Source organism: Parabacteroides sp. ASF519 (assembly GCF_000364265.2).
In the GTDB taxonomy this organism is placed as follows: Bacteria; Bacteroidota; Bacteroidia; order Bacteroidales; family Tannerellaceae; genus Parabacteroides; species Parabacteroides goldsteinii.
The window spans coordinates 124,817-142,608 of the sequence record NZ_AQFV02000006.1 but is presented as its reverse complement, the minus strand read 5'-3'; the positions used below and the strand labels follow the sequence as shown (position 1 = coordinate 142,608).

10 protein-coding genes and 1 tRNA gene are annotated in these 17,792 nt (G+C 44.5%); 9 read left to right on the top strand and 2 right to left on the bottom strand.

Translation table 11 applies throughout. From position 1 onward, the window contains the following. Positions 1-41: 41 nt before the first annotated feature. From C825_RS00970 to C825_RS00960, 3 genes are all read left to right on the top strand, one after another. On the top strand, positions 42-2,363 hold the full coding sequence (locus C825_RS00970; protein WP_044215069.1) for a TonB-dependent receptor: 2,322 nt from the start codon (positions 42-44) through the stop codon (positions 2,361-2,363). A gap of 229 nt (positions 2,364-2,592) precedes the next feature. Further along, positions 2,593-5,754 carry a GH92 family glycosyl hydrolase gene (locus tag C825_RS00965; RefSeq protein WP_010801039.1) on the top strand — a complete coding sequence of 1,054 codons (3,162 nt, stop codon included), beginning with the start codon at positions 2,593-2,595 and terminating at the stop codon, positions 5,752-5,754. Further along, the gene (locus C825_RS00960; RefSeq protein WP_010801038.1) at positions 5,751-5,918 is read left to right on the top strand and encodes a hypothetical protein; all 168 of its coding nucleotides are present in this window, start codon (positions 5,751-5,753) and stop codon (positions 5,916-5,918) included. The genes C825_RS00965 and C825_RS00960 overlap by 4 nt, the downstream gene beginning before the upstream one ends. A gap of 211 nt (positions 5,919-6,129) precedes the next feature. Here C825_RS00960 and C825_RS00955 read toward each other — a convergent pair whose 3' ends face one another. Beyond that, a complete protein-coding gene (locus C825_RS00955; protein ID WP_010801037.1) occupies positions 6,130-6,513 on the bottom strand; it encodes a helix-turn-helix domain-containing protein in 384 nt (127 codons plus the stop codon). A 237-nt stretch (positions 6,514-6,750) separates the two neighbouring features. On the opposite strand from C825_RS00955, the gene C825_RS00950 reads away from it, so the two are divergent. Both C825_RS00950 and C825_RS00945 read left to right on the top strand, forming a co-directional pair. Beyond that, positions 6,751-9,795: a SusC/RagA family TonB-linked outer membrane protein gene (locus tag C825_RS00950; protein WP_010801036.1), complete on the top strand. Its 3,045-nt coding sequence runs from the start codon at positions 6,751-6,753 to the stop codon at positions 9,793-9,795. 13 nt (positions 9,796-9,808) lie between these two features. Then, a complete protein-coding gene (locus tag C825_RS00945) occupies positions 9,809-11,527 on the top strand; it encodes a RagB/SusD family nutrient uptake outer membrane protein (RefSeq protein ID WP_010801035.1) in 1,719 nt (572 codons plus the stop codon). 114 nt (positions 11,528-11,641) lie between these two features. Here the strand turns inward: C825_RS00945 and ilvA are convergent, their stop codons facing one another. After that, positions 11,642-12,841: a threonine ammonia-lyase gene (ilvA, locus tag C825_RS00940; protein ID WP_009860208.1), complete on the bottom strand. Its 1,200-nt coding sequence runs from the start codon at positions 12,839-12,841 to the stop codon at positions 11,642-11,644. Between the two features lie 158 nt (positions 12,842-12,999). On the opposite strand from ilvA, the gene C825_RS00935 reads away from it, so the two are divergent. From C825_RS00935 to C825_RS00920, 4 genes are all read left to right on the top strand, one after another. Continuing rightward, on the top strand, positions 13,000-15,723 hold the full coding sequence (locus C825_RS00935) for a DNA gyrase/topoisomerase IV subunit A (RefSeq protein ID WP_009860207.1): 2,724 nt from the start codon (positions 13,000-13,002) through the stop codon (positions 15,721-15,723). Positions 15,724-15,726: 3 nt separating this feature from the next. Next, a complete protein-coding gene (locus tag C825_RS00930; RefSeq protein ID WP_009860206.1) occupies positions 15,727-16,596 on the top strand; it encodes a DUF3316 domain-containing protein in 870 nt (289 codons plus the stop codon). A 10-nt stretch (positions 16,597-16,606) separates the two neighbouring features. Continuing rightward, a complete protein-coding gene (locus C825_RS00925; protein ID WP_010801034.1) occupies positions 16,607-17,665 on the top strand; it encodes a S41 family peptidase in 1,059 nt (352 codons plus the stop codon). A 34-nt stretch (positions 17,666-17,699) separates the two neighbouring features. Continuing rightward, a tRNA-Leu gene (locus tag C825_RS00920) sits at positions 17,700-17,781 on the top strand. Positions 17,782-17,792: the final 11 nt, after the last annotated feature.

The window sequence follows — 17,792 nt, the reverse complement described above, 5'->3', positions numbered from 1 at the left end:
TCTACCTTTGCCTTCAGATAATCACTCAAATTCTATGTTATATGAAAAGAATATATCTATTTATTTTAGGTGCTGTTCTGTCAGTCAGTCTATGTTATGCGCAAAAGATAAAGATCTCCGGAATGGTGACAGATGGAAGTACGGATGCCTCTGTTGAATTTGCCAATGTCGTGTTGCAAACGCTCGATTCAACTTTTGTCACAGGTGTATCGACTGATACGAAGGGACGTTTTCAGTTGGAAAAAATAGAAACAGGCAGTTATCGTCTGATTATTTCCGCTATTGGGTATACAGATAATATAACCGATCTGAATGGTCTTTCCAAGTCAGTTGATTTGGGAAAACTAACATTGAATGAAGCTGCGGAACAACTCGATGAGGTGACAGTTACAGCCGCCAATATTGTCAACCGGGCGGATCGTAAGATCGTATTTCCCAATAAACAACAGCTGGCAGCCTCTACAAATGGGGTGAATTTGCTTCAGGCCCTGATGTTACCGCGCATTCAGGTGAATCCGATGACAAGGGATATCAGTGTTTCCGGTGGCGGCTCTGTACAGCTTTGTCTGAATGGAGCGAAAGTGGATGCAAAGGATATTTCCGCATTACAGCCGAACGATATCATACGTATTGAATATCTGGAGAATCCCGGCTTGCGTTACGGAGATGCCGAAGCCGTATTGAATTATATCACCCGTCGGTACGAAACGGGTGGCTCCGTCAGCCTGGATATGATGAATTCCCCGCATGTAGTATTCCATAATGATGAAATATCAGCCAAACTGAATCATAAGAAATCGGAGTTTGGCCTGAGTTATTATGCCAGTCCGCGTGACTTTTACAAATGCTGGCGCACGAATGAAGAATCTTTCCTCTTTGAAGATGGTACCTCTTTGCACCGGTATGAAAAAGGGCAGCCCGGACATTTTCAGGAACTGAATCATGGCGGTTCTTTCACCTATAATTATCAAGAACCGGATAAATATCTGCTGAATGCAAAGTTGGGTTACTGGGGGTATCTGCAACCGCATACGGATTACAGAAGTGAGTTGTATAATGTCGAGTATCCGGACCATGTAACGGATATGCGGGACAACAATGATAAAAAAACACATCGTCCGTATGTCGATTTATATTATCAGCAGAACCTGAAGCACAAACAGTTTCTGGCGCTCAACCTGGTCGGAACATATATCTACACCGACTCCAAGCGTACTTATCAGGAAAAGCAGAACGATCTGTTGCTGACTGATATCTACTCCGGTGTAAAAGGGAATAAATATTCCGTGATTGGTGAAGGTATTTATGAAAAAGGTTTTGAAAAAGGCCGGTTAAGTGCAGGACTGAAACATTCACAAGCCTTTTCGGAGAATACCTATGATGGAAATATGACATATAAAACGGAGATGAAACAGTCGGATACCTATTTATATACCGAGTTTCAGGGCAAATGGCAAAAGCTCAATTATTCGTTGGGTGTGGGTGTTACCCGTTCATGGCTGAAACAGGAAGGGGAAGATGGTTATCAGACCTATACGTTCTGGCCTCGTTTTTCTTTCCGTTATGCTTTCTCTGATAATTTCTATGCGCGCCTGAATGGCAGCCTGACGAACAATCCGCCGGCACTGTCGGAGTTGAGTGCTGTCGAGCAACTGATCGATTCGATGCAGATACAGCGGGGAAATCCGGACCTGAATCCGTACAACCGTTACCAGGCCGATTTATATATGGAATATCGGAAGGGGAAAGTTTCTGTCGGCTTGTCTTCCCGTTATCGGAATGCTCCGAAAGCGATAATGGAATCTACTTTTATTGAGGATGGCATGTTTATTCATACTTATGAAAATCAGGATGGTTTTCAGTCCTTGAATGGCGAGTTGAACCTGCGGGCCGGTATGTTATGGAATATCCTGCAATTTTCTCTCAGCGGAGGCGTGAACCGTTACTGGAGTGATGGGAAAGATTACCGGCATACCTATACGAACTGGTATTATCGTGCAGAGATAATGGGGCAGTATAAACATTTGACGGCTATGTTCAGTATTTACAACCGCCGGAATAGTTTCTGGGGAGAGAAAATGTCGAGCGGAGAGAATCTTCATATGCTGATGCTCCGGTATAATTATAAACAGTTCTCAGTCGGAGCCGGTATGATCAATCCTTTTGCCAATAACTATAAACGGATTTATGAAAACTGGAATAAGTATGTTTCCTCGTACAAGGAGAATTATATCAATGAAAGCTCTCATGCCTTTTTCCTGACCTTTGCTTGGAATTTCCGGTTCGGTCGCAAATACCAGAGTGACGGGAAGAAGATATATAACCAGGATAATGATTCGGGAATAATGAATGCCGGCAAATAAATGATTGTCTGACAGCTTGCCGGCTGTTATTCCTGTTCGTATCAGTTACATCTGCAAAACCTGTTCGCCCCGCAGGTGCAGGTTGGCCCGCCATCGCCATTGAGTATTTGTACGTTTTCTCAATTATGACTCTCCTTTAAACGTAAGATAATATAACTCAATAGAAAAAATGTATAAATAGATTGTCCATGGATTCTTTTATTTTTGTATGCTAATTTGATTAATAAAAATGAAACATCTATTCTTTCTTCTTTTTATTCTATTGTCTTCCGGTACGTACGCAGGGAACAAGGTCCTTTTTGAAATAGGCAAGCAGGATAACTCAGCTGCTGAGTTTGCTTTGTATCCCGATAACTATAATAGTTTTTTGGCTAATTTCGGAGGGGAGAAATCTTTTTATGTCGGTTATTCGTCGGCCGATAAGCACTGGCCCTATGTTTTGCCGGGACCGCTGGATAGCTGGGCCGGCGGCGGATATTGGGCCGGGTTCCATCCCCGCCATTTCCCTGCTGTATTTTTTAATCTGGATAAGGTCTCTGCGCAGGGAGAATGTTCCCTGACTTTTTTCTTTACCGGGGCTCATAACAGCCATCCTGTGAAGATACGGGTGGAGATAAACGGTAACTGGTTTGAGGAAGAGTTGAACGGAGAAAACTCAGGAGAGTTACTTACGAACAAGGAGACTGGAAAGGCGAAAGAAATAAAAATACAGTTTCCTGCTGCGTGGCTTACTGCCGGGATGAATAAAATCCAGTTGGGAACAATCAAAGGAACCTGGGCGATTTTCGATTGTATCCGTTTGGAAACACCGGCCGGCATCCGGCTGGGGAAAGCCTCTTCTTCTCTGATACGTTCTGTCAAAGCAGCTCCGTTCGAATACCGGAAAGAAAACGGGGAACGTATGCAACCGGTCCTGGTGGATATGGACCAGTTTGACCATTCCCGGGAACTGACGTTCCGGATAGAGGGATGCCAGCCGGTTTCGCGTGTGATTGAAACGGGCGAGAGTATCCAGGAGATATGGATGCCTGCTGTCAAGACTAATGACAAACAGGAAACTTTGCAGTTCACGATTCAGGATGGTAAGGAGATTGTTTATAAAGGAGAAATTACCCGTAGCCGGCAGCCTCTTCATTCTTATTCGGATGATGTTGACCTGCTGATGGGTACCGGTAATTCACGCTGGATGTTTAAACCCGGACCGAGTCTCCCGCTGAGTATGGTGCAGATCGCCCCTGATAACCAGGATGAGATATGGAAAGCCGGATATGAATATACGATTGAAAATATCATGGGCTTCAATCATTTCAGCGACTGGACCATGACCGGATTCCTGATGCAGCCTACCTGCGGGGAACTGAAAGTAAATCCTGGACGGGAGGATTTTCCCGACGAAGGTTATCGTTCGCGTATCGATAAGGCTTCCGAAAAAGCTGAAATAGGCAGATATTCCGTTTATATGACCGACACAAAGATCAAAGCGGAGATTACGGCAACGCGTCGTGCAGCCCTGCAACGGTATATTTTCCCGGCCAGGGAAGATGCCCGGATTCTGATCGATATGTTTACTCCCAACGAGTATCCGCATAATCTGGTGAATGCGCATATCACGAAAGTAAATGATACTGAGATAGAAGGGTATGCGACTTATTACAATGCTTTTACCGGTTATACGTTGGAGCAGAACTATACGTTATATTTTGTCCTTCAATTTAGTAAGCCTTTTGACTCGATGGGGGGATGGGTGAACGAAGGTGTTAAACCTGTAACCGGTTATATCCCTGGATGGAACAGGAATCACGAGTTTGAGACTCCTGCTGAAATAAAACAGAATATCACGCAGATAGATGGCAAAGGTGATGTCGGTATATTCCTAAATTATAAGACGAAAGAGAATGAAGAGATTCTTGTCCGTTCGGGTGTCTCTCTGGTTGATATGGCTGGGGCACGAAATAACCTGAAACAGGAACTGGCTGATCCGTTTGGTTGGGATTTTGAGAAAGTCGTGGATAATGCCCGTTCCGTCTGGGATGAATATCTGGGCAGGATAGCGATTGAAACAGATGATTACCTGCAAAAGAAAAAATTCTATACGAATCTTTATCGTGCCTTGGCTGCTAAAGCAACCTGGAGCGATGTGGATGGTCGTTTTGTAGATGAAGACGAGCGGATCAGGCAGTTGGAGAAACCGGACGATTGTATCGTGAGCGGTGAATATTGGAATACGTTCTGGAATAATCAGCAGTTATTTAATCTGATGGCTCCTGAAATATCCAGCCAATGGGCACGTTCGGCTATTCAGCTTTACCAGAATAGCGGATGGTTCAATACGGACCCTGCCGGAATCGAACATACCGGTGTTATGGTTGCCATGCATCCGATCTCTCAGATTCTGGGAGCCTGGCAAAGTGGTATACGTGATTTTGACTTGAATATTGCGTATGATGGTTTGAAAAAGATGATGACGACACCTCCTCAGAAATACGAAGGCGGTGGAACTGTTGGTGTTGAGAATTTAGTTCCCTATATGAAGTATGGATATATTCCTGCAGGAAAAGGGACGGTTTCTAATACGATGGAATATGCTTATGACGACTGGTGCCTGGGGCAGATGGCCAAAATACTGGGAAAGAAAGACGATTTTCATTTCTTCGACAAACGGTCTGACAACTGGCATAACCTGTTTGATGCCGAGTCCGGTTTTATCCGTCCGAAAGATGAATATGGAAAATGGGTGGAACCTTTCGATCCGTATCATACTCCCGGATTTACGGAAGGGAATGCTTTCAATTATTCCTGGTTTGTTCCTCATAACCCCGAAAAGTTAATTCGTGAGGTCGGTAAAGAACGCTTTATAAGCCGCCTGGATAAGGCGATGGAGCAGTCGTCGCATGCCAATTTCAATGCGGCAGGAGATAATTTCTCTGCTTTCCCGATCAATCATGGCAACGAGACATCTATGGAAGTGGCTTATCTTTTCAATTGGTCAGGTGCTCCCCATCTGACACAGAAATGGATACGTGCTATACAGGAACAGTATTACGGGACTACCCCTTATGACGCTTATCCGGGTGATGAGGATCTGGGGCAGATGAGTAGTTGGTTTGTTATGAGTGCCATCGGTCTGTTTCAGATGGAGGGCGGTTGTTCGGAAAAGCCTTTCTATGAACTGGCATCCCCCCGTTATCCGAAAATAACGATCCGCCTGGACGGTAAGTATGGTCGGGGAAAAACTTTTGTGATCGAAGCTCCCGGTGCATCTAAGGAAAATAAATACATTCAATCAGTGACTTTGAATGGAAAGCCAGTCGATGGTTTTAAAATACCACAGGATGAAGTGTTGAAAGGGGGAAAGATTGTAGTTGAGATGGGAAAGGAGGCAAAGAAATGAACGTAACATCATTAGATCAGATAAAAGATCGTTATTATGGTGAAATAGGGACACCGGAGCGCAATGAGCTTGAAAGAGAATTGGAATCTCTTCGTGTCGGTGTGAAAATTCGTGCAGCACGTGAAAAGCGAGTCCTCAATAGTAAACAAAGCAACTGTAGCTAAAGGATGTTCCAATGTAGAAATAATTGAGCTATCCCGATCCCGTGCTTGACACGGGATCGCAAAGGCACAAACCGTATCCTGTATGTATTTTTTGATACAGCCGGTTCTTCTGCGACCCCGTGTCAAGCACGGGGACAAGATAGTTCGCTTCTGACAAAATCTGAAACAAGTTATTTTGGTGTGGTTGTCCTGAATAGGAGCAAGTAAACCTTTATTTCTTTTCAAGCTCTTCAATCCTTTTCAAAAGAACATCGATAAGACGGGAATTAGATTTAACCAATTCGCGGAGGTCATCGCTATTGTCTACATTTACAATACTACTGTCACGCGTAATCCATACGCGACCATAATCTTTAGGATAGTTATTATACGTATCTCCTTCTATTCGCGTGAATAGTTCAACTGCGGACATGTTGAGTATATCCGCTATTTTGTTCAGACGAGTAAGGGTGAGGTCGGTTTCGCCATATTCAATCTTGCAATAGGCACTCGTAGAAAGATTGAGTTTTTCACTCATTTGTTCTTGTGTCAAATTCCTTTCCAGACGAAGTAATTGAAGGCGTTGTCCTACCAGTTTTTTCAAATCTGTTTCCATACTCGTAAATAATTGATTAATATTCTTATTTTATCGGTCAAAAGTAACAAATAATGTGGATATAATGTAACCTCTTTTCAATTTAACTTTGTAAAGTCAATAATTCTTAAAATCATTTAGATCAATAGGCCTGTGAAGTGAATGGTATAGAGACCGTAAAGTCTTATGCTTCGGCATTAGACGTGTCAAAATTATGACTTGTCAAATTATTATTAACCTGTAAAATAATACAAGAAAATGCAACAAAAAAAGAATTGTGATTTTCTCCCGGGAAGAAAGGATTCGATTTCCCAGGCAATAAAGATTATGTGTGGCTTGTTTTTATGTTTGCCGACAGAAGTTTTTGCTATGGATGAGAATCTTGAATTGTTAACCTCAAGTTGGATAGAGAACAGGATGCCTGATCAGGCGGAAAAAACAGTGACTGTTATGGTACGGGATGAAACCGGGCCTGTCATAGGAGCAAATGTTGTGGTAAAAGGAACGACAATAGGGAATATATCAGATGATAATGGAATGGTTATCCTGCAAAATATCCCGGATAATTCGACTTTGGTCATATCCTATATAGGTTATATAAGCCAGGAAGTGAAAGTCGGGAAACAGCATTCAATTCAAGTGAAATTGGTAGAAGATGCCGAGACCCTGCAAGAAGTTGTAGTTATCGGTTATGGCTCACTGGATAAAAAGCAAGTCACCAGCGCTATCACCTCTTTGAAAGCTGACGACCTGATGGTTGGTGTCAGTGGTGCCGACATTTCTACATCTTTGCAAGGCAAAATTGGTGGTCTGGTGATGTATAATCTTGGAAGTGCCAATGCAGGCACCACATTCCAGTTACGTGGCATGACTTCCATCAATGCCGGCAAAGCTCCGCTAGTCGTCATCGATGGTTTTCCGGGAGGTGATATCCGGTCTTTGACGCAAGACGACATCAAGTCGATCGACATTTTGAAAGATGGTTCTGCCGGAGCTATCTACGGTACACGGGCTGCCTCCGGTGTGATTCTGATTACGACCAAAAGTGGTTCGGACACGAATGGAAAAGTGAAACTAACCTATAGTAACGAATTCACGAAGAAACAGGGATATAATGCTCCGGAAATGCTCTCCGGACGTGAATATGCAGATTATGAAATCGGTACCGATTATGGACAGGATACAGATTGGTGGGATGAATTGCTGAATCATGGTAATTTTTCGCAAAAGCATCATCTTGCATTGGAGTTCGGAATCGAAAAGGCGCAGGTCTATACTTCTTTTTTCTATGAAAAGAACCAGGGAGTGGCCAAGCAGGATGGACGTCAGGATTATGGAGGGCGTGTGAATGCTAATTTCAAACTGTTTGACGATTGGTTGGAGATACATCCGTCTGTCGATTATCGGCAGGCTGCACGTAACAACCATTTTCCAAATTTCCAGCAGGCTATGCGTAATAACCCGACACGTTCTCCTTATGATCCGGAAAATGAAACCGGATATAATGTGTGGTTGAACGAATCGCTCGATTATAACGTGGTGGCCGATGCTATGCTGGAGGATTACTACGGAGTGGACAAATGGTTTAAGCCGGAGGTGAATATGAAATTGAATATCAAACCGGTTCCAGGCCTCTCTTACCAGCAGATCCTGGGGTATGAAAACCGCCAGTGGGAGTTGCACCAATATTGGCCGCGGACGCATCGTTCTGAGTTGAACGAATCACGTAAAGGACATGCGCATCTCGCATTCAGCAAGACTGAGAATCTGACTTCCGAGGGATATTTTTCTTATATAAAGGATTTTAAGGAAGATCATAGCTTGAATGTTACCGCCGGTTATTCTTATTTCGAGCATAACGGTGAGAATTTCGGTATGGATAACTATAATTTCTCTGTCGATGGTCTGAAATATTGGGATATCGGCAAAGGTAGTTATCTGAGTGACGGTAAGGCTGGCATGAGTTCCGGCAAAAATATCACGGAACGTCTGTTCTCTGTCTTTGCCCGCGCTAACTATGCTTATCGGGATAAGTACTTATTATCTGCTTCCATCCGTCATGAGGGTTCCTCCAAGTTTTCTGCAGACAATCGTTGGGCTAATTTCTGGTCTGCCAGTGCCGGTTGGCGTATTTCCAAAGAGAACTTCATGAAAGAGGTAAAATGGGTAGATGACCTGAAGGTCCGTTTTGGTTATGGTGTGACAGGCAATAACGATTTCGATGCCTCTTATATGGCCGATATGCTGGGATCTGATACATACTGGATGCTTCCGAATGGTGAATGGGCTTATTCTTTCGGTAAAACGCAGAATGTGAACCGGAATTTAGGATGGGAAGAGAAGAAAGAATGGAACTTAGGGGTTGATTATTCTTTATTTGGCAACCGGCTATATGGAAAATTCGACTATTTCAAACGTACGATCGACAATCTGATTTATGAAGTGGCCGTGCCTCAGCCTCCTTATACACAGAACACGCAGTGGCAGAATATCGGTAGTATGGAAGTCAAGGGATGGGAGTTTGAAGTCGGAGGAGATATCATCCGCACAAAGGATTTTGTTTGGTCTTCCAACTTAAATCTTAGCCATAATTCGGGCAAGATTGCTACGCTTTGGGGAAATAATACTTATAAAAACGGTAACGGTTTCGTTGCCCCGGGTTCACCGGGTGATGCGGCACGCATGGAAGAGGGATCGACGATCGGTTCTTTTTATATCTGGAAGTTTGCCGGTTTCGATGATGAGGGCAATTTTTTGTTGTACGACAAAGACAACAATGTGATTCCTGCAAAGGATAAGACTGAGAATGACAAACGTTATGTCGGAAACTATACCCCAAAGTTGATTGTCGGCTGGAGTCATACATTTACTTACAGGAATTTTGATCTGGGTGTCAACCTCCGTAGCTGGATAGACTTCGATGTCTATAACACAATTAATATGTACTATGGTATACAGGGACAAGGTAATTTCAATGTGTTGAAAGACGCTTACGGCAAGTTCAGTCATATCAAAGGGGAAAAGCAGATTTGCGATTATTATCTGGAAGACGGTACTTTCCTGAAGATCGACGCTATTACGTTGGGTTATACGTTGCCGATGAAGAAGTATACGAAGAATCTGATCGATCGGATACGTATCTACGGCACAGTCGGCAATGTCTGTACGATTACCGGTTACAGTGGAATGAATCCGGAGGTAAACATTACCGGCTGGGATCAGGGTACTGAGAAGTTTTGGGATACGGAACGCTTTTATCCGATGGTTCGCACATATACATTAGGCATGCAGTTTAACTTCTAAAACAGATTGTAAGATGAAAAAAAGAAATATAATCCATTTGTTTTTATCAGGAATCATAAGCCTGTTGGCTGTTACGTCTTGTGATATAGATCCGACATTTTATTCGCAGTCGGTTCCTGAAACGTTTTATACCTCTCAGGATGCCGTGTGGCAGCGCTTTAACCGTCCGTTTACACATTGGCGTTGGTTTGTCGGGTCCAATAATGATCGTTGGGCTTTGCAGGAAATTGGCACAGATGAATTTTGCCTGCCAACCCGTGGTAGCGATTGGTATGACGGGGCCTATTACCAGAAAGTGCATCATCATGCTTATACCGAAGATATGGCATTTGTCAATAACGGATGGTATGGCTTTTCCATGGGGGTAGCTTTGGCCTGGGATGCTTTGGAGGATTTGGCTAAAATCGATTTCGATGCTTTGGGTTTTGCCGACGGGACACGCGAGTCGATGCTGAACCAGCAGAAAGTGTTGGTGGCTTCGCTTTATTTGGACGGGCTTGATCTGTTTGGCGGTGTTCCGCTCTATACGACGACGCAAAGTGATATCAAAGGGCGGTCGACTGATTTGGAAACATTTAATTTTATCGATTCTTTATTGACGGAGGCTATTCCCGAACTTCCGCTAAAGGAGGAATTGGGAGCGCAAGAGACCGGAAGTATCAACAGAGCTGCCGCCGCTGCGTTGAAAGTGCGTCTTTATTTCAATGCAAAATCTTATATCGGTAAAGAGATGTTTGCTGAAGCTGCCGGTATCTGTAAAGATATCATCGATGGGAAATATGGGCAGTATGCGTTGGCTTCCGACTGGACGAATATTTTTGGTTTCGACAATGAAGCCTGCCCGGAACTGATCTGGTCTATCCCGAGCCAGAATACAAAACTGGAGACGGATGCCGGCTATTGGGATTGGTCTGTCCCTTATAATTACAAAAATTATCTGGGCGGTCTGGAAGGTTCAGGCTCCAACAATGGAATAGGATTGATACCGAGTCTGGATCCGACAGGTAAGAAATATCCGTATAAACTCGGAGGTGCTTATGGAAAATTTCACGATCGGGATGTACGCAAACAACCGTATGTATATGAAGGAAGCGGTAAATATCGAGGCATGTTCATTGTTGGCAAGTTAGTTAATCCGATTCATCCGGAATGGACTTGTACGGGAAGCCGTGAATATAAAGGGGAAGTAATTACGGTAGTCGATCAGGTCGCTTATTTTGCCAAAGTGGGTAAAGATGCGAAGTATCCGGATCTCGAATCGCTCCCGTCTAATGTGGGCATGGCGGAAGAAAACTCTTGTGTCCGGCTGGTAAAATTCAGTCCGCGTCCCAACCAGGATGAGATGAAACGTAAGTTTGATCCGGATGTTCCTGTCATCCGCTTGGCTGAGATTTATTATACGTTGGCCGAGTGTAAGATGCGTGCCGGTGACAAAGAGGGAGCCGCTGATCTGATCAATACTGTCCGGAAGCGTTATTTTGAGGGCGGGAACGATCCTGATCCTGTCACGTCTGCCAATTTGGATAAATATCGTATGTTGGATGAATGGCAACTGGAATTTCTGGGTGAAGGACGGAGACGTACTGATTTGGTTCGCTGGGATGCTTATGTGACGGAAAGCTGGTGGGATCATCAGGCAACCAATAATAAAAATCTGAATCGCTTCCCGATACATTACAGTATTATCGGTGCTAATAACCTGATCAAGCAAAATCCTGGCTATGGTGAGTAATAAGAAAAGATTCGAAAGAATGTTGTGTTTTAATTAAATATAGTTTTTCGTGTTTTGAGGCTGTCAAAAGTTATCTGTTTCTTTGATTCAGGTCTTTGTGACAGCCTCTTAACGTTATCCCGGAATAATCTTATACCCCGCTGCCGTCAGCGTATATTGTATTTGGTCGATATGTTCCTGGTTACGTGTTTCCATTTCCAGACGGAGATAGCAGCCGTTGATGTCGGCGGTATGGCTAACTCGTTCGTGATGGACGGATACCACATTGGCTCCGGTGCGGGCAATAATTTCAGAAACGTGCTGTAACTGTCCGGGTTTGTCGACCAGTTCGATCGTCATGGTGTAGGATCGGCCGGATTTCTGCAAGCCCCGTCCGATAACGCGAGAGAGGATCGTTACGTCGATATTTCCTCCCGATACCAGGCAGATCGCTTTTTTACCTTTTATGGGAACTTTATTGAACATGGCTGCCGCTACGGCTACCGCCCCTGCTCCCTCGGCGATTAATTTGTGCTGTTCGATCAGAGCCAGGATAGCGGTCGAAATCTCATCGTCGTTGACTGTAACGATTTCATCCACATACTTTTTACAATATTCAAATGTATGTTCACCCGGTTCTTTTACGGCTATACCGTCGGCAATGGTACGGACGAATCCCATCCGTTCGATTTTATTGTGCTCGATAGAATTCAGCATGCTTGGTGCACCGCTGGCCTGTACGCCGTATATTTTTACATTCGGATTCAGATGTTTGATTGCAAAGGCGACGCCGGAGATAAGTCCCCCTCCGCCTATCGGAACGATTACGGCATCCAGGTCGGGCAACTGTTCCAATAATTCCAGTCCGATAGTCCCTTGTCCGGCAATAACGTCTTCGTCATCAAAAGGATGAACGAACGTATATCCTTTTTCATCTCTCAGCTTCAGGGCTTTCTGATAAGCGTCGTCGTACACGCCTTCGACCAGGCAAACATCGGCACCGTACCATTTGGTAGCCTCTATCTTGGAGATCGGTGCATTGTCCGGCAGGCAGATCAGTGACTTGATGCCATGGGTGGTGGCAGCCAGGGCGACACCCTGTGCATGATTACCGGCGGAACAGGCTACGACGCCTTTGGCCTTCTCTTCTTCTGTCAGTTGGGCGATTTTGAAGCAGGCACCGCGGACTTTGAATGATCCAGTAATCTGTAAGTTCTCCGGTTTCAGATAGATATGAGAATCCGGATTGATGTTGGGCGCACTGATCAGGTCGGTGCGACGGATAACTGTTTTCAAGGCAAAAGATGCCTGATAAATCTTATCGAGTGTGAGCATTACGCTAAATTTTTGAGGAGACAAATATAGGGAGAATTCAGATATCTCACCGAAACAATAATGCTTTTTTATTATCTCGCCAATATTTCGTATATTTACACGCTGGAATTTACTTTCCGGCAGAGGCTGAAAAAGAAGATAGAGCACCATATAAGTATATGAAACCAGAGGATATTGAAGATTTCACAGAAGAAAACGAGAACGAGGAAATAGAACAGACAAATACAGACTCACAGGAAAATGGTGAGCAATCTGATTCTACTACACATTCGGAATATAAAATACCCGGGAAGGGAGAAGGCCGCGTATCCTATCATCTGTCGGGGATGTATCAGGATTGGTTTTTGGATTACGCTTCGTACGTGATCCTGGAACGTGCAGTGCCGCATATCAATGACGGTCTGAAACCTGTGCAACGTCGTATCTTGCACTCGATGAGGCGTTTGGATGACGGACGGTATAATAAGGTCGCCAATATCGTGGGGCATACCATGCAGTTTCACCCTCATGGAGATGCTTCTATCGGGGATGCGCTGGTACAGTTGGGACAGAAAGACCTGCTGATCGATTGCCAGGGAAACTGGGGTAATATCCTTACCGGTGACGGTGCCGCTGCTCCCCGTTATATCGAAGCACGTCTTTCCAAATTTGCTCTTGAAACAGTCTTTAATCCGAAGACTACCCTTTGGCAGCTATCTTATGACGGGCGTAATAAAGAACCGGTTACTTTGCCGGTGAAATTCCCTTTGCTGCTGGCACAGGGAGTGGAAGGTATTGCCGTAGGTCTTTCTTCTAAAATACTTCCTCATAATTTTAACGAGTTACTGGACGCTTCGATAGCTTACCTGAAGGGGGAAGACTTCGCTTTATATCCTGATTTTCAGACAGGAGGTTATGTCGATGTCTCTAAATATAATGACGGTGAGCGCGGCGGTTCGGTAAAAGTCCGTGCTAAAATAACCAAGCTGGATAACAAAACATTGGTAATCAGCGAAATTCCATACGGAAGAACGACTTCTTCCGTGATCGAATCCATCTTGAAAGCAAACGACAAGGGAAAGATCAAGATCCGGAAAGTCGATGACAATACGGCGAAAGATGTAGAAATCCTGGTGCATCTGGCTCCGGGCGTATCGTCAGACAAAACGATCGATGCCTTGTATGCCTTTACAGATTGTGAGATCAGCATTTCGCCCAACTGTTGTGTGATCATGGACAACAAACCTCACTTCCTCAAAGTGAGCGACGTGTTGCGTCATTCGACAGACGATACGCTGCATCTGTTGCGTACCGAATTACAGATACAGAAAGCCGAGCAGGAAGAAACTCTCTTCTTCGCTTCCCTCGAAAAGATATTTATTGAAGAACGTATTTATAAGGATGCAGAGTTTGAAAACTCGAAGGATATGGATGAGGCCGTGGCTCATATCGACTTGCGCCTGACTCCGTTCAAGCCTGATTTTATCCGTGAAGTAACCCGCGAAGATATCCTTAAACTGATGGAGATCAAGATGGGACGTATCCTTAAATTCAACTCGGAAAAGAGCAATGCTTTGATTGCCCAGATTCGTGAAGAGATCGAGCGCATCAATCATCATCTGGATAATATCGTAGACTATACGATCAACTGGTTTACCATGTTGAAGGAGAAATATGGCAAGAACTATCCGCGTATGACCGAAGTCCGTAACTTCGACACGATCGAAGCAACGAAGGTGGTGGAAGCAAACGAAAAGCTCTATATCAACCGTGCGGAAGGTTTCATGGGAATGAGCCTCAAGAAAGATGAATATGTTTGTAACTGTTCGGATATAGACGATATCATCCTGTTCTATCGTAACGGGACGTATAAGATTGTGAAGGTCAGCGATAAAATGTTTGTCGGGAAAGATGTTTTGTATGTGAATGTATTCAAACGTAACGATACCCGCACTATTTACAATGTTATTTACCGTGATGGAAAAGTCGGTTATAACTACATCAAACGTTTTGCCGTCACCGGTGTGACACGTGATAAGGAGTATGACGTGACGAAAGGAACGGAGGGTTCACGGGTGTTATATTTCAGTGCGAACCCCAATGGGGAAGCTGAAACGGTCAAGGTGATCCTTAAACCGAAACCCCGCCAGAAACTGCTTGTGTTTGAAAAAGATTTCAGCGAGATCGCCATTAAGGGACGTGGCTCGATGGGAAATATCCTGACAAAGGCGGATGTGCATAAGATCAGCCTGAAACAGAAGGGTAGTTCTACGTTGGGAGGACGCCAGGTTTGGTTCGACTGGGATGTGCTGCGCCTGAACTATGACGGTCGCGGTGACGAACTGGGCGAATTCCAGAGCGATGACCTGATCCTGGTAGTTTTACGCAACGGCGATTTCTATACGACGAACTTTGATCTGAGCAATCACTACGACGACAATATACAGATTATAGAGAAATTTAACTCGAATAAAGTTTGGACGGCCGCTTTATATGATGCCGACCAGAAATATCCGTATCTGAAACGTTTCGTGCTGGAAGCCGGTAGCAAGAAGCAGAACTTCCTGGGTGAGAATCCGAAGAGCCGCCTGATGTTGCTTACCGATGAGGTTTATCCCCGTATTGAGGTGGTATTCGGTGGTCATGACGCTTTCCGCGAGCCTCTTGTGCTGGACGCGGAAGAGTTTATCGCAGTGAAAGGCTTCAAAGCGAAAGGCAAACGTATCTCTACCTTTGAGGTGGAAACAGTCAACGAGCTTGAACCAACCCGCTTCGCTCCTGCGGAACAGCCGGGAGATACGAGTGGAGAAGGTAATCCGGATAATGACGATACCGGGCAAACAGAGAGTGATTCGGATATTATAGACGAAATAACCGGGCAGATGAAGCTGTTTGATGAATAGCCTATGAAGACGTTGGCCTCTCTGATGATTTTGTCGTTTTGTCTGGTGTTTCCGCTTGCGGCTCAGACAGACAAAAATGTGGAAGACGAAATTCCGCGATCGGTCAATGAGGCGACGATGATAGGAATAGGCGGTTACAATGTCATGGATACCTACCTGACTCCCGGAATAGAAACGAAATATACGGGATGGGGTGTACGGATACAGAATGAACGGATGAAGATTGTCCGGCTGGCGGATTATAAGGTATCGCGCCAGCAGTTTCTCAATGTCGAGTTTGCATCTACCCGGAATGCTGCGGACGTGGCAACCGATTATGTGGGTTTTGTGGACTATTCGCTTGGATATCACTACCGATTTACCAACCTGTTGCCGAATCTGAAAGTTCTGACAGGCCTTTCAGGTCGTTTGTCGGGTGGTTTTATTTATAATACTCGTAACACGAACAATCCGGCTTCGGGCAAGGCTGATCTGGATTTGAACTTCTCGGCGATGGGGATTTATGGTTTTAAGTTCGGGAATTATCCGGTGACTTTCCGTTACCAGATGGAAATACCGTTTATCGGTGCCCTGTTTGCCATCCATAAAGGTCAACCTTATTATTATCTCAGCCAGGGAGACCGTAGCGGTGTGATAAAGTTCAGTTCGCTTCATAATAAGTTCGCCATGAGGAATTATTTTACCTTCGACTTTCCGATAGCAAATTTTACGGTGAGGGCCGGCTATCTGAACAGCATGTACCGGACAGATGTGAACGGGATTAAGACGCATGTTTTATCCAACTCCTTTATGATCGGCCTGGTGAAGGAGTTTTATTCCTTTGGAGGGAAACGCCTGAAACAGAGGCATAAGTACAGCAGTGCCTACTATTGAAAGCGAAAAAATGAAATTACATATTCTATATTATTTATTCCTGACGGGTATCCTTCTTTCGGCTTGCGAGAAGGCGGATAAGTATAATCCGTCTCCCAGGGATAACTTTGAGGCGCTTTGGCGGATTCTGGATGAGAATTATTGTTTCTTCGAATTTAAGAATATTGATTGGGATGAAGTGCACGACCGTTACAGTGTTCAGATCGATGATAAGATGAGCCAGTACGACCTATTTGATGTATTGGGTAAAATGCTGGCGGAACTGAAGGACGGACATACGAATCTGTTTTCTTCATTCGATGTAGCCCGTTACTGGGCTTGGTATGAGGATTATCCGGCTAATTTCGATTCGGACATACAGAAGAATTATCTGGGAACAGATTATAAAATAGCCGGTGGCCTGAAATATAAATGTCTGTCTGATAACCAGGTGGGTTATGTTTACTATGGTAATTTCTCCAGCGGGGTAGGCGAAAGTAATCTGGATAATATGTTCCTGCATTTCAAAGACTGTAAAGGTATCATCTTTGACGTACGAAATAACGGGGGAGGTGCGATGTCAAATTCGGACCGGATCACCCAACGTTTCCTGGAAGAAAAGATATTGACCGGCTATGTCATGTATAAAAAAGGGAATGGGCATAATGACTTTTCCACTCCTTATCCTTTATATCTTTCTCCGTCCGACCGGCTTCGTTGGCAGAAACCGGTTATCGTTTTGACGAACCGTCATTGTTACAGTGCCACGAATAATTTTGTGAGTACGATGCGTTTATTACCCCACGTAATGATTATGGGTGACCGTACCGGAGGTGGTAGCGGTTTTCCCTTTACAACGGAGTTACCCATAGGGTGGAGTGTCCGTTTTTCCGCTTGCCCGATCCTTGATGCAGACAAGAAACATACAGAGTTTGGCATTGACCCGGATCAGGAAGTAGCCATGACCAAAGAAGATATGCAGAAAGGAAAAGACACTATTATAGAAGCTGCTATCTCACGCCTTTTGTCCGGTTCAGAATTGTCAGAGCCTGATATAAATAAAATCTCCCCCGAAATACTTGCAGATTAATAAAAAAGATTTACCTTTGCACCGCAAACCAAATGCGGCTGTGGTGTAATTGGTAGCCACGCCAGACTTAGGATCTGGTGCTTCACGGCGTGGGGGTTCGAGTCCCTTCAGCCGCACAAAATGTAAA

Bases quoted from the DNA above. Each gene is read 5' to 3' on its own strand.
- C825_RS00970 (WP_044215069.1), top strand. From the start codon at position 42: ATGAAAAGAATATATCTATTTATTTTAGGTGCTGTTCTGTCAGTCAGT.
- C825_RS00965 (WP_010801039.1), top strand. From the start codon at position 2,593: ATGAAACATCTATTCTTTCTTCTTTTTATTCTATTGTCTTCCGGTACG.
- C825_RS00960 (WP_010801038.1), top strand. From the start codon at position 5,751: ATGAACGTAACATCATTAGATCAGATAAAAGATCGTTATTATGGTGAA.
- C825_RS00955 (WP_010801037.1), bottom strand. From the start codon at position 6,513: ATGGAAACAGATTTGAAAAAACTGGTAGGACAACGCCTTCAATTACTT.
- C825_RS00950 (WP_010801036.1), top strand. From the start codon at position 6,751: ATGCAACAAAAAAAGAATTGTGATTTTCTCCCGGGAAGAAAGGATTCG.
- C825_RS00945 (WP_010801035.1), top strand. From the start codon at position 9,809: ATGAAAAAAAGAAATATAATCCATTTGTTTTTATCAGGAATCATAAGC.
- ilvA (WP_009860208.1), bottom strand. From the start codon at position 12,841: ATGCTCACACTCGATAAGATTTATCAGGCATCTTTTGCCTTGAAAACA.
- C825_RS00935 (WP_009860207.1), top strand. From the start codon at position 13,000: ATGAAACCAGAGGATATTGAAGATTTCACAGAAGAAAACGAGAACGAG.
- C825_RS00930 (WP_009860206.1), top strand. From the start codon at position 15,727: ATGAAGACGTTGGCCTCTCTGATGATTTTGTCGTTTTGTCTGGTGTTT.
- C825_RS00925 (WP_010801034.1), top strand. From the start codon at position 16,607: ATGAAATTACATATTCTATATTATTTATTCCTGACGGGTATCCTTCTT.